The organism is Pseudoduganella sp. RAF19, from assembly GCF_052114165.1.
GTDB lineage: Bacteria > Pseudomonadota > Gammaproteobacteria > Burkholderiales > Burkholderiaceae_D > Rugamonas.
Window position 1 is genome coordinate 29,706 of record NZ_JBFREF010000010.1, and the last position, 12,878, is coordinate 42,583.

At 60.9% G+C, this 12,878-nt stretch carries 13 protein-coding genes; 7 read left to right on the forward strand and 6 right to left on the reverse strand.

Annotated features, from left to right (window positions below):
• Positions 1-11: 11 nt before the first annotated feature.
• Entirely contained in the window at positions 12-899 is an 888-nt protein-coding gene (gene prpB / locus AB4Z19_RS24830) for a methylisocitrate lyase (protein WP_442036365.1), read from the reverse strand.
• Between the two features lie 143 nt (positions 900-1,042).
• On the opposite strand from prpB, the gene prpR reads away from it, so the two are divergent.
• The 4 genes from prpR to AB4Z19_RS24850 are packed head-to-tail and all read left to right on the forward strand — an operon-like array spanning position 1,043 to position 5,050.
• Positions 1,043-2,728 (forward strand): propionate catabolism operon regulatory protein PrpR, encoded by a 1,686-nt coding sequence (gene prpR / locus AB4Z19_RS24835; protein WP_442036367.1) that lies wholly within the window; start codon positions 1,043-1,045, stop codon positions 2,726-2,728.
• Positions 2,729-2,780: 52 nt separating this feature from the next.
• Complete coding sequence (locus AB4Z19_RS24840) at positions 2,781-3,254, forward strand: DUF6328 family protein (protein WP_442036369.1); 474 nt, start codon at positions 2,781-2,783, stop codon at positions 3,252-3,254.
• Between the two features lie 54 nt (positions 3,255-3,308).
• Positions 3,309-4,343 carry a sensor histidine kinase gene (locus tag AB4Z19_RS24845; RefSeq protein WP_442028165.1) on the forward strand — a complete coding sequence of 345 codons (1,035 nt, stop codon included), beginning with the start codon at positions 3,309-3,311 and terminating at the stop codon, positions 4,341-4,343.
• On the forward strand, positions 4,340-5,050 hold the full coding sequence (locus tag AB4Z19_RS24850) for a LytR/AlgR family response regulator transcription factor (RefSeq protein WP_442028166.1): 711 nt from the start codon (positions 4,340-4,342) through the stop codon (positions 5,048-5,050). Before AB4Z19_RS24845 ends, AB4Z19_RS24850 begins: the two co-directional genes overlap by 4 nt.
• Before the next feature lie 20 nt (positions 5,051-5,070).
• On the opposite strand, the gene AB4Z19_RS24855 is transcribed toward AB4Z19_RS24850, so the two are convergent.
• The 3 genes from AB4Z19_RS24855 to clpS all read right to left on the reverse strand — a co-directional run bounded on the left by AB4Z19_RS24855 (position 5,071) and on the right by clpS (position 9,522).
• On the reverse strand, positions 5,071-6,861 hold the full coding sequence (locus AB4Z19_RS24855; protein WP_442028167.1) for a hypothetical protein: 1,791 nt from the start codon (positions 6,859-6,861) through the stop codon (positions 5,071-5,073).
• 61 nt (positions 6,862-6,922) lie between these two features.
• A complete protein-coding gene (gene clpA / locus AB4Z19_RS24860; protein WP_442036371.1) occupies positions 6,923-9,223 on the reverse strand; it encodes an ATP-dependent Clp protease ATP-binding subunit ClpA in 2,301 nt (766 codons plus the stop codon).
• A complete protein-coding gene (gene clpS, locus AB4Z19_RS24865; RefSeq protein ID WP_442027144.1) occupies positions 9,220-9,522 on the reverse strand; it encodes an ATP-dependent Clp protease adapter ClpS in 303 nt (100 codons plus the stop codon). The genes clpA and clpS overlap by 4 nt, the downstream gene beginning before the upstream one ends.
• A gap of 322 nt (positions 9,523-9,844) precedes the next feature.
• Between clpS and cspE the strand changes: the two genes are divergently transcribed.
• A complete protein-coding gene (gene cspE / locus AB4Z19_RS24870; RefSeq protein ID WP_107141363.1) occupies positions 9,845-10,048 on the forward strand; it encodes a transcription antiterminator/RNA stability regulator CspE in 204 nt (67 codons plus the stop codon).
• A gap of 72 nt (positions 10,049-10,120) precedes the next feature.
• A complete protein-coding gene (locus AB4Z19_RS24875; RefSeq protein WP_442027135.1) occupies positions 10,121-10,381 on the forward strand; it encodes a hypothetical protein in 261 nt (86 codons plus the stop codon).
• A 54-nt stretch (positions 10,382-10,435) separates the two neighbouring features.
• On the opposite strand, the gene icd is transcribed toward AB4Z19_RS24875, so the two are convergent.
• Positions 10,436-11,689: an NADP-dependent isocitrate dehydrogenase gene (gene icd / locus AB4Z19_RS24880; RefSeq protein ID WP_442027137.1), complete on the reverse strand. Its 1,254-nt coding sequence runs from the start codon at positions 11,687-11,689 to the stop codon at positions 10,436-10,438.
• Positions 11,690-11,794: 105 nt separating this feature from the next.
• Between icd and AB4Z19_RS24885 the strand changes: the two genes are divergently transcribed.
• Positions 11,795-12,358 (forward strand): pseudouridine synthase, encoded by a 564-nt coding sequence (locus AB4Z19_RS24885; protein WP_442027139.1) that lies wholly within the window; start codon positions 11,795-11,797, stop codon positions 12,356-12,358.
• Positions 12,359-12,442: 84 nt separating this feature from the next.
• Here AB4Z19_RS24885 and rpsT read toward each other — a convergent pair whose 3' ends face one another.
• Positions 12,443-12,709 (reverse strand): 30S ribosomal protein S20, encoded by a 267-nt coding sequence (gene rpsT, locus AB4Z19_RS24890; RefSeq protein WP_442027140.1) that lies wholly within the window; start codon positions 12,707-12,709, stop codon positions 12,443-12,445.
• Positions 12,710-12,878: the final 169 nt, after the last annotated feature.

A 12,878-nucleotide genomic window follows, 5' to 3' on the forward strand; every position in this document is an offset into this window, starting at 1 on the left:
GGATTACTTGATTATTTTTTCTGTGCTGCGAACAGTGCATCCAGCTTCTGCTCGAAATCGTGATAGTTGATGCGTTCATACAGTTCGGCACGGGTCTGCATGGTGTCGACCACATTCTGCTGCGTACCGTCGCGGCGAATCGCGCCGTACACGTTTTCAGCCGCCTTGTTCATGGCACGGAAAGCGGACAGCGGATACAGCACCAGGCCCACATCAGCGGACTTCAGTTCTTCAACGGTGAACAGCGGGGTCGAGCCGAACTCGGTGATGTTGGCCAGGATCGGCACCTTCACCGCCTTGGCGAACTGCTTGTACATGTCCAGCGTGATCATCGCCTCAGGGAAGATCATGTCGGCGCCCGCTTCAACGCAGGCCACGGCGCGTTCGATGGCGGCATCGAGGCCTTCCACGGCCAGCGCATCGGTGCGGGCCATGATCACGAAGTTTTCATCGGTACGCGCGTCAACGGCGGCCTTGATACGGTCCACCATTTCGCCCTGCGACACGATTTCCTTGCCCGGACGGTGACCGCAGCGCTTCGCGCCAACCTGGTCTTCGATGTGCATGGCGGCGGCGCCGAACTTGATCATGGACTTCACAGTGCGCGCCACGTTGAAGGCGGAGGCGCCAAAGCCGGTATCGACGTCGACCAGCAGCGGCAGGTCGCACACGTCGGTGATGCGGCGCACGTCGGTCAGCACGTCGTCCAGGTTCGAGATGCCGAGATCCGGCAGGCCCAGGGAACCGGCTGCCACGCCGCCGCCGGACAGGTAAATCGCGCGGAAGCCGGCGCGCTTTGCCAGCAGAGCGTGGTTGGCGTTGATCGCGCCCACCACCTGCAGCGGGGATTCTTCTTTGACGGCCTGGCGGAAGGCGGCGCCTGCGGAATATTGGCTCATGATGTCCTTTCAGCGGTTTAGTTTGCGCACTTATCTGCAAGTGCCGTGCCAGCTACCCACCTCCAGCAAAATCAAGGACTTGCAACATTTCGCTCATAGTGCGACGTTTCACATTGAAACAATGAAACAGCTATAATTGAAACATGCGACATTCCACGCCACTGCCCTTCGATCCCGCCGACAAGCCAGTCATCTGGACCGTGGCCGTTTCACGGCTGTCCGAACTGTTCCGCGACATCACGCCGGAATACGACGCGCTGGCCACCATCGAGCCGATCAACCTCGGTTTCGATGAAGCGGCGCGCCACATCCGCGAACGCCTCGCCACGGAACGTTGCGACGCGGTGATCGCGGCCGGCTCCAACGCGGCTTATCTGAAAGGCCGTTTGTCGGTGCCGCTGGTGATAGCACGGGCCAGCGGTTTCGACTTCATGCAGGCGCTGGCGCGGGCGCGCAAGGTGTCATCGCGCATTGGCGTGATCACCTACCAGGACGAACTGCCTGCGCTGGCCGAATTCGCCGCCACCTTCGGCGTCGACATCGAACGCCGCACCTATACTGCCGAAGAAGATGCACGCGCCCAGATCAACGACCTGAAGGCGTCAGGCATCAAAGCCATCGTCGGCGGCGGACGCATCACCGACCTCGCGGAAGAAGCCGGACTGACGGGCGTCTTTGTGTACTCCTCCACCTCGATCCGCCAGGCCTTTGACGACGCGCTGGAAATCGCCCGCCTGGCGCAACTGGAATCGAATCGCGGCCATCGTACCGTGGTGGCCGACACGCTGCGCGCCAAGCACGGGCTGGCCGACCTGCGCGGCGAATCGGAGGCGATGGAGCGCGTGCGGCAAGCCGTGGTGCTGTACGCGAAGTCGCCGGCCACGGTGCTGATTCAGGGCGAAACGGGCGCGGGCAAGGAGCTGGTGGCGCAGGCCATCCACCGCGAAAGTCCGCGTGCGCTGGGCGTGAACCGTCCCTTTGTCGCGGTGAATTGCGGCGCGATTGCGGAATCGCTGCTGGAGTCCGAATTGTTCGGCCACGAAGAAGGGGCCTTCACCGGCGCGCGTCGCGGCGGTCACGCAGGCTTGTTCGAAGCGGCCAATCGCGGCACGCTCTTCCTCGACGAAATCGGCGAGATGCCGCTGGCCCTGCAAACGCGCTTGCTGCGCGTACTGGAAGAGCGCGAAGTCGTGCGCGTGGGTGGCACCCGTCCTATTCCCGTCAACGTGCGCATCATCAGCGCCACGCACTGTGATCTCGAACAGCGCGTGCGCGAAGGCCGCTTCCGTGCGGACCTGTTCTATCGCCTCGCTGTGCTGCGTTTGACATTACCGTCACTGCGCGAGCGGCCGACCGACATTCTGCCGCTGGTTGAATGGTCGCTGCGCAATGCGCTGGCAGCGCTGGGCGCACGGCCGCATCCAAATCTCAGTGCGGAGATTGCGGCCTGCGCGCCGCTGTTCATGCGCTACGATTGGCCGGGCAATGTGCGCGAATTGCGCAATATGACGGAGCGGCTGGCGTTGTTCCTTGCCGCCGAACCGCTGCAAGCGCTGACGCCGAGCTTCGTGATATCGGTTGCTCCCGAGCTGGCCACCAGCCCCACCGCAGGTCAGGCCGCGGCGCTGCCGTGGCCCGGAGCAGACGCGGCGCCCGCCACGACACCTGGCGCTCCACGGGCCGCTGCGCCAGGTGGTGGTCGGCAGCGTGCCGAGTCGGCGTCGGAAGTCCTTGCACGCTTTGGCGGACGGCGCGACGCGGCAGCCGACTATCTCGGCATCAGCCGCACCACGCTGTGGCGGCGCCTGCGCGAAGAGACAGGCGGCTGAGCGGCCAGCATCTGCGCGCCACCCCGTCAGACGCGTCGCTACAATGGGCTGCATGGAACCCGCAGCCGAAAGGGAATCGCTGAAAGACCAGATGAGCCGCGTTATCGAAGAGGCCCGTATGGTGCTGCCTGGTATTCAGGCCTTGTTCGGCTTTCAGACGATTGCCGTATTCAACAACCGCTTCGAGCGCCTGCCCATGCACGTGCAGGACTGCCATCTCGGCGCGCTGGCCTTTGTGGTGATTGCCATGGCGCTGGTCATGCTGCCCGCCGCTTATCACCGGCTCACCCAGCCGGGCATCGTGTCGCGCCATACCATCGAGGTTTCATCGATCTCGATCTGCTGCGCGCTCGCGCCGCTGGCGGCGGGTGTTTCGCTGGACGTCTACGTCGTTCTGCAGATGGTGACCAGCCAGGAGGGGTTCAGCGTTGCCGGCGGCGCTGCGTCCTTTGTGCTGCTGATTGGCTTATGGTTCATCTACCCATTCATATCGCGCAGGCGCCACGCCACTCATCACAGCATTTAACCGTTCGTCATAGCCCTTGATTACAGCGGGAGCGGAATGCGCTATGCTCCCCTTATGGAAAATGCAACTCGCCCGCTGCTCGCGCGCCTGAACTGGTACTGGATACTCCAGGTGCTGGGATGGACTTTCGTCACCTTGTTCGTGGTGCTCGCTAACGCCCCTTATCTCGACAAACCCGGCACGCTTGTTTTGTGCGTCTACGAAGGCGTCGCCGGCCTGCTGTTGACGGACATCTGGCACCGCTTCGTCAAATCGCGCCGCTGGAACGCCCGCCGCGCGGACTGGCGCACGGTGTGGATTGGTGTCGCGCTGCTGGGTCCCGCGCAACTCGTGAACACGGGCGTGGCCAGCTACGTCTTCGTGCACAAGGCCGACAGCTTCAAGTGGGTGCCAATGCTGCTGCTGTTCTGGGGCGGCATCATGCTGGCCTGGAACGTGTGCTACATGACCGCGATCACGCTGCGCCGCGCCAACCGTTTTGAGTCGGAAGCGCTGCGCCTCGATGTGCTGGCCAAGGAGGCCGAGTTGCGCGCCCTGCAATCGCAGGTGAATCCGCATTTCTTCTTCAATAGTCTGAACAGCGTGCGCGCCCTGATTTTCGAAAGCCCGGAATCGGCCGCACAAATGATCGACCAGTTGGCGACGCTGATGCGCTATACGTTGCAAGCCAGTTACGCGGAAACCGTACCGCTCAAGATGGAGCTGGAAGCCGTGCTGTCCTACCTCGCCATCGAGAAGATCCGCTTCGAGGAAAGATTGAGCGTGACGCTGGACATCGAAGCCGGTATGGAAGACGTGACTATTCCGCCGATGTCCCTGCAGACCCTGGTGGAAAACGCCGTCAAATATGGCGTGGAGCTGAGTTCCACCGGCAGCGAGATTCGCATCAGCGCCCGTCGCGAGTCAGGCTGTGCGCGGATTGAAGTGGCAAACCTGGGCGCCATACTACCCTTCGCAAACTCGACGCGCGTGGGGCTGACCAATGCCCGCAAACGCCTCGCGCTGGCGAAAGGCGAGTCGGCCAGTCTGGATCTGACCGAGAACAGTGGCTGGGTACGCGCCACCCTGCAATTTCCGGTGGCCGCATGATTCGTACCCTGATCGTGGACGACGAGCGCCTGGCACGCTCCGAGCTGCGCCGCCTGCTGGCTGCGCACCCTGAAGTGGAGATTGTCGGCGAAGCGGCGAACGCGGAAGACGCGGTTCAGCAGATCACCGCACTGCAACCGGACTTGCTGCTACTCGATGTGCAAATGCCCGGCGGCAGCGGCTTCGATCTACTGCAGGCGCTGGACGCCGCGCCTGACGTGATTTTTACCACCGCGTTCGATCAATACGCCCTGCGCGCTTTCGAGGTCAATGCGCTCGATTATTTGCAGAAGCCGATCCAGGCGCATCGCCTGGCCAGCGCGCTGCAGCGCGCCGTGCAGCGTTTGGGCGGGCCCGCCGCGCCGCAACTGGCATCGCGCCCGCAAAAGCTGTTCATCAAGGATGGCGACCATTGCTGGTTCGTGGGACTGGATCAGATTCGGCTGTTCGAATCGGAAGGCAATTACACGCGTGTGCACTTCAGTGCCCATCAGCCGCTGATGCTGCGCTCCCTGAACCAGCTGGAGCAGCGGCTCGACCCGGCGCGCTTCTTTCGCGCCAGCCGCCGTCACATCGTCAATCTGGATTACGTCACGCAGATGGCGCCATCCGAAAGCGGCGGCCTGTCGCTGACGCTGGAGGATGGCCACAGCGTCGATGTGTCGCGCCGCCGCGCGGTGCTGCTGAAGGAGCTGGCGGCGCGGTGACTGCGGATCAATGATCCGCCCTACGTCTGGCGCGGAGCGATTTCCAGCGTGGGGCGCGGGTTTGGGCTGTCTTTGCTCAGGTCCACCGGCTGCGGCAAGCTGGCGGTGGCCGCCAGCGCATTCCACCACGCGTCGCCATCGATGCGCTGGCCATTGGAGAGTCCATACGACACCGTCTGCTGCAACGCTGCGTCCTGCCACATGCTCGCATAGCCGGCCTTCCATGCCTGCGCCATCTGATCCAGCTTTGGCTGCAGCACGGCGGCGGCAACGCGCATGCGCACCTGCTGGTGATTGAGCCAGCCGTCACCATCGAGGAAGCGGTCGATGATGGCTTGCGCCGCATCTGCGCCGCTCTGGCTCATCGAAGCAATCGCTTCAGCAGGCATGTTCAGATTCAGCCCGCCCTCCCTGGCCGTATGACGAATCTGCACCACGCGGTCCCGGAAGCCCGGCGTGCGCTTCAGCGCTTCGTGGCGCCAGGTGCGGATCGTCAGCAGCAGCGCACTGAAGAACGACGACGGCGATGGAAAACCAGCGCTGTTCTGGATGCTCACGTAAGGCGGCGTCCAGCCTTCGTTATTATTTTGCGGCAGATACACGCGGTCGCGGCCTGGCGCATCGTCGGCCAGTGTGGACTGCAGCGTGACGCCAAACGTCGGGCGTTCAGGAAGCAGGCTGTCGAAGAAATGGATGGGGAAATTGCTGGTCAAGCCGCCATCGCTCATCCACAGCGGCTTGACGCTGACATCGTCTTCGCCTTCCGTATAACGCAGGCGGTACAGCGGCACGGCCTGCATCAGGATGGGGAAGCTGAGACTCAGACGGGCGCCCACCAGCACCGGCAGTTCGTCCGCAGGTGGCAGGAAGTGCAGATCGCGTTCTGGCGTATCGAAGAGAGGATCGGCTTCGCGCAGCATCGCCAGCGTGCGAGGGCGCGAAGGATGGCGCCACAGCGTCGATTCCACCATTGCGTCGACAATCGCAGCGGGGAATAGCTTATACCATTCCGATGCGCGGAACAGCAGGTCGCCGCTGCTGTGCGGCAGGCGATGGCAACCCAGCTCGCTCAGTCCCGTCGTAATGAAGGCCAGCTCGATCGGTGGCGATACCTTGCCCAGCATGCCGAAAGTCAGCGGCGTGTTATCGGGCTGCCCTGCAATCTCCTGCACCAGGCCATGCAGCCATTCCGTCAGCGCAGGCGCTTTGCTGCCAGAGGCACGCATGCCCGCGCAAATGCCGCAGCGGTTGCGCTGCAGGCCCCGCCATCCGGTGACCAGAAAATTCAGACTCGCGCCAAGCAGCGCCACCAGCAGCAGCGTCACGCCAAAGCCGACCCACTGCAGGCCGTTTGCGGGCAGCGAATCTGCGGCCCAACGCCAGCCCGCGAGAAAGGCCATCGCAATCCATGCGCCGACCGGAAAGTGCTGCACCATGCCGGACAGGATGGCGGCCACGCGTGTGAAGCCGCCCTGCCGGTTCAGGCCCTCTTCGAGGACCAGAAAGTGCGGACGCAAATCCGCGCAGGGCTGAAACAATGAAAACAGTTTGGATTTTCCATCAGCAGCGGTAGCGGACAATTCCTCCGGTAGCTGGTGCAGTCGCTCGAAGCCGGCCTCGCCGCCACCCACGTTGCGGCGATACTGGGCCGCCGCTGCCGCCACCGCTGCCACCGCACCAACACTGGTGCCGCCGATGCTGCGCAAGTTGAAGCGGCCCGCAAGGCCGGTGATGAAGCGGGGATAGACGACGCCGGAAGTGACGCCCCCCTCCATGACGATATCGCATTCTGGCTTGCTGTTCTCGGCCACAGACATCCTTTCAGGGCATAAAAAAACCGCTCCCGTAGGAGCGGCGTTTTGACGCGAAGCCTTATTCGACTTCGACGGTTTCCGGTGGCGGCGTTGGCGCCGCATCCGGTTCCGGGAATTCCAGCTTGATCTGCTCGTCGTCGTCCAGATCCACGATGACCTTGCCGCCGGTGACCAGGCGGCCGAACAGCAGTTCGTCGGCCAGGGCCTTGCGGATCATGTCCTGGATCAGGCGCGACATCGGACGTGCGCCCATCAGAGGATCGAAGCCCTTCTTCGCCAGGAACTTGCGCAGTTTCTCGCTGAAGATCGCTTCCACCTTCTTCTCGTGCAGCTGCTCTTCCAGCTGCATCAGGAACTTGTCCACCACGCGCAGGATGATGTCTTCGTCCAGCGCGCGGAAGCTGATGATCGAGTCCAGACGGTTACGGAACTCCGGCGTGAACATACGCTTGATGTCCGCCATCTCGTCGCCCGCTTCCTTGCTGTCGGTGAAGCCGATCGAACGCTTCTGCAGGCTTTCCGCACCCGCGTTGGTGGTCATGATGATGATCACGTTGCGGAAGTCAGCCTTGCGGCCGTTGTTGTCGGTCAGCGTGCCATGGTCCATCACCTGCAGCAGGATATTGAAGATATCCGGATGCGCTTTTTCGATCTCGTCCAGCAGCAGCACGGAGTGCGGCTTCTTGGTGATCGCCTCGGTCAGCAGACCGCCCTGGTCGAAGCCTACATAGCCCGGCGGCGCGCCAATCAGGCGGCTTACGGCGTGGCGTTCCATGTACTCGGACATGTCGAAGCGGATCAGTTCGATGCCGAGGATGAAGGCCAGCTGCTTCGCCACTTCGGTCTTGCCGACGCCGGTCGGACCGGAGAACAGGAAGGAGCCGATTGGCTTGTCCTGCTTGCCCAGGCCTGCACGCGACATCTTGATGGCCGATGCCAGCGCTTCGATCGCAGGGTCCTGGCCGAACACCACGTTGCGCAGGTCGCGGTCGATGGTCTGCAGCTTGCTGCGGTCGTCCTGGTTGACGGTCTGCGGCGGAATACGCGCGATCTTGGAGATGATTTCCTCGATCTCGGTCTTGCCGATGGTTTTCTTCTGCTTGGACTTCGGCAGGATGCGCTGGGCGGCGCCAGCTTCGTCGATCACGTCGATGGCCTTGTCCGGCAGATGGCGGTCATTGATGAAGCGCGCTGCCAGCTCTGCCGCGGTGGACAGGGCGGACGACGAATACTTCACGCCATGGTGCTCTTCGAAACGCGACTTCAGGCCGCGCAGAATCTGCACGGTCTGTTCCACGGTCGGCTCGTTCACGTCGACCTTCTGGAAGCGGCGGCTCAGCGCATGGTCTTTCTCGAACACGCCACGGAATTCCGTGAAGGTGGTCGCGCCGATGCACTTCAGCTGGCCGTTGGCCAGGGCCGGTTTCAGCAGGTTGGACGCGTCCAGCGTACCGCCCGACGCCGAACCGGCGCCGATGATGGTGTGGATCTCGTCGATGAACAGGATGCCGTTCGGATTATCTTTCAGCTGCTTCAGCACTGCCTTCAGGCGCTGCTCGAAGTCGCCGCGGTATTTGGTACCGGCCAGCAGCGCGCCCATGTCCAGCGAATACACGACAGCATTCGACAGCACTTCCGGCACATCGCCCTGGGTGATGCGCCATGCCAGGCCTTCCGCGATGGCGGTCTTGCCCACGCCGGCTTCGCCCACCAGCAGCGGGTTGTTTTTGCGGCGGCGGCACAGGACCTGGATCACGCGATCCACTTCGTCTTCGCGGCCGATCAGCGGGTCGATCTTGCCTTCGGCGGCGGACTTGTTCAGGTTCTGGGTGAACTGGTCCAGCGGCGATTCTTTCTGGCTACCTTCGCTCGGTGCGCCCTCTTCCACGCCCTCGGAGGCCTTGGTCGAGTCGACTTGCTGGTCCTTGCGAACGCCGTGGGAAATGAAGTTCACCACGTCCAGGCGGGTGACGCCCTGCTGGTGCAGGTAGTAAACAGCGTGCGAATCCTTTTCGCCAAAGATGGCGACCAGCACGTTCGCGCCCGTAACCTCTTTTTTACCGTTCGAGGCAGACTGTACGTGCATGATGGCGCGCTGGATCACGCGCTGGAATCCGAGCGTTGGCTGGGTATCCACCTCGCCAGTGCCGGGCACGGTCGGGGTGTTATCGCCGATAAAGTTGGTCAGAGTCTTGCGCAGGTCCTCAATATTGACCGCGCAGGCACGCAGCACTTCAGCGGCCGACGGATTGTCCAACAGCGCCAGCAGCAGGTGTTCCACCGTAATGAATTCGTGCCGTGCCTGCCGGGCCTCGACAAACGCCATGTGCAAACTTACTTCCAATTCCTGCGCAATCATACTTCCTCCATCACACATTGCAGGGGATGCCCCGCCTTGCGTGCATGCGTTAAAACAAACTCCACTTTGGTTGAAGCTATATCTTTAGAGAAAACGCCGCACACACCTTTGCCATAGCGATGGACACTCAGCATAATTTGCGTGGCCGTTTCACGGTCCTTATTGAAATACTCCTGGATGATCGCCACCACAAATTCCATGGGGGTGTAGTCGTCATTCAGCAACGCCACCTGGTACATTGGGGGCGGTTTTAGCGCTTGGCGCTCCAGGACGGTTTCTGTGTCTTGCTTGGTTGCCATACGCTTATATTCTAATGCTTTCAGGGTAGATGCAACGCCCATTTAGCAGCGCGTTTCCGTTTCTACTCATCTTACGCGCTTTCGGGTTTTGACGCAGATGGTGTCTTGCTCGCCAAAATCAAGAGTTGCGAAAATAGCTGTTGCAAAAATCTTACGATGTGCTAGTGAAACCGCTTGACATTAAAAATTGTTACGCCAACAATGCGATATCGACTTTGTGCAGAAATGTACACGTTGGTAAGAAGTGAGTTGTCGAGGAGGGGGCAGGAAGCTTCTTGCTTTTATGGCTCGTGTGATTCGTTTTTAATTGAAAGTTTTTTTTATGGCAACTGGTACCGTTAAGTGGTTCAATGACTCCAAGGGTTTCGGCTTCATCACTCCTGATGATGGCGGCGAGGATTTGTTCGCACACTTTTCCGCGATCAACATGAACGGCTTCAAGACCCTGAAAGAAGGTCAGAAAGTGCAGTTCGAAGTCACGCAAGGCCCTAAAGGCAAGCAAGCTTCCAACATCCAGGCTTCCTGATCTCAGCCTCGGACTCAAAAAGCCCCGCCCTGCGGGGTTTTTTTTCGTCCGCAGCGGGAACCGGAGCGCACCATGCCACACGACCCGCTTGAACGCCCCTCCTCGCCTCCCGAGGACAGCATCGAACAGCTTTCCTGCCAGCCCCAGCTCCAGCTGCGGCAGCGCATGGACGAAGGCTTCGCCGCCCAACGCGAACGCCATGATGCGCTCGCAGTTCAACACCAGACACTTGCAACGCGCCTCGAAAGGCTTGAGCCCGCTTTCCGATGGCAGATCGGATTGCTGATGTCGGTTCTGGTGGCAGTCCTGGGCGTCATAGCCAGGCAGATGTAAAAAGCCCCGCGTCCTTGCGGAGCGCGGGGCTGGCGGCGCGCTAAGCGCGGCTCATTACATATTCTCGATCATCACCTGGCCAAAGCCCGAGCACGACACCTGGGTGGCGCCTTCCATCAGGCGCGCGAAGTCGTAGGTGACCTTCTTCGAGGTGATGGACTTCTCCATGGAAGAAATGATCAGATCAGCCGCCTCGGTCCAGCCCATATGGCGCAGCATCATTTCCGCGGACAGGATCAGCGAACCCGGGTTCACGTAATCCTTGCCGGCATACTTCGGCGCGGTGCCGTGAGTGGCTTCGAACATGGCCACGGAATCGGACATATTGGCGCCCGGCGCAATGCCGATACCGCCCACCTGGGCCGCCAGTGCGTCGGAGATATAGTCGCCGTTCAGGTTCAGGGTGGCGATCACGGAGTATTCCGCCGGACGCAGCAGGATCTGCTGCAGGAAGGCGTCCGCGATCGAATCCTTGATGGTGATCTCGCGGCCGGTCTTCGGATTCTTGAACTTGCACCATGGGCCGCCGTCGATCAGCTCGGCGCCGAATTCCTTCTGTGCCAGCGCGTAAGCCCAGTCACGGAAGCCGCCTTCGGTGTACTTCATGATATTGCCCTTGTGGACAATGGTCACCGACGGCTTGTCGTTGTCGATCGCGTACTGGATCGCCTTGCGCACCAGGCGCTCGGTGCCTTCGCGCGAAACCGGCTTCACGCCGATGCCCGAAGTTTCAGGGAAGCGGATCTTCTTCACGCCCATTTCCTTGACCAGGAAATCGATCACTTTCTTGGCGCCATCGGAGCCTTCGGCCCACTCGATACCCGCGTAGATGTCTTCCGAGTTCTCGCGGAAAATGACCATATCGGTCTTCTCCGGCTCGCGTACCGGCGAAGGCACGCCCTTGAAGTAGCGCACCGGACGCAGACAGACATACAGGTCCAGCTCCTGGCGCAGGGCCACGTTCAGGGAACGAATGCCGCCGCCGACCGGAGTGGTCAGAGGACCTTTGATGGAGACCACATAATCCTTCAGTACCTGCAGCGTCTCTTCCGGCAGCCACACATCCGGGCCGTACACGGTAGTCGACTTCTCGCCCGCGAAGATTTCCATCCAGCTGATCTTGCGCTTGCCGCCGTAAGCCTTGGCCACGGCTGCATCCACCACCTTGATCATCACCGGCGTGATGTCAACACCAGTACCGTCACCTTCCAGGTAAGGAATAATCGGGGCATCCGGCACATTCAGGGTGAAGTCGGCGTTGACGGTGATCTTCTGGCCGTCGGCGGGTACTTTGATATGTTGGTACATCGTGTTCTCCGGGTTGGGGTTCTTCGCCTCAAGTCTTCTATAAAACATAAGACACTAGCTTGCCACATTATGCACGAGTATTTTGGTTGGCGCTACAATCGCGCCATGCCACTCATATTATTCAATAAACCATTCAACGTGTTGTGCCAGTTCTCCCCATCCGGCGAGAAGGAAACCCTGGCGAACTACATCGATATCCCGAAGATTTACCCCGCAGGCCGCCTCGACTATGACAGCGAAGGCCTGATGCTGCTCACCGATGACGGCAAGCTCCAGCACAGGATTGCCCACCCGGACCGCAAGGAAGCCAAGACCTATTTAGTGCAGGTGGACGGCATTCCCACGCCGGAAGCATTAGCCAGACTGCAAGCCCCACTGGACCTGGGCGACTTCACCACCCTGCCCTGCAAGGCGGTGCGCATCGCCGATCCGGAATGGCTGTGGCCGCGCAATCCGCCGATCCGCGTGCGCGCCGACAAGCCGACCACCTGGCTGGCGATCACTTTGCAGGAAGGCAAGAATCGCCAGGTGCGGCGCATGACGGCCGCCGTCGGCCTGCCGACCCTGCGCCTGGTGCGCGCCTCCATCGGCGGCATCTCGCTGTCCAGCCATCCCTTGCTGCCGGGCGAATGGCGCGAAGTGTCCCCGGACGACCTGAAACCAAATTGATCAAAGCGAAAAACCCGCTATGGCGCAACGCCATGCGGGTTATTCGGTACACCAGTTTGGCAGCTATCGCTGCCGCACACGAACTTAGGCGGACAGTGCCTTCAGGGCAGCTGCCAGACGGCTCTTGTGACGAGCAGCCTTGTTCTTGTGGATGATTTTCTTGTCAGCGATCGAGTCGATGGTCGACACGGAGGACTGGAAGATTTGGGTAGCAGCGGCTTTGTCGCCAGCCTGGATTGCCTTACGCACAGCCTTGATAGCGGTGCGCAGAGTGGAACGCTGCGAAGAGTTGTGAGCGTTTGCCTTAACAGCTTGACGAGCACGTTTGCGTGCTTGTGCGGTATTTGCCATGAGAAATCCTAATTCGTTGTCAAAGTTCGTTCGCAAACAATAGTTTGCCAAACCGGTGTTTTCAGAGCCGGCGGAACCTCTTGCCTGCCTTACTGAATTCTGTACAGCCTTAAATTATAGCGGGAATTTGCCGCCAGGGCAATTCCAAATGTCGAGTCGTTGCAGGTTT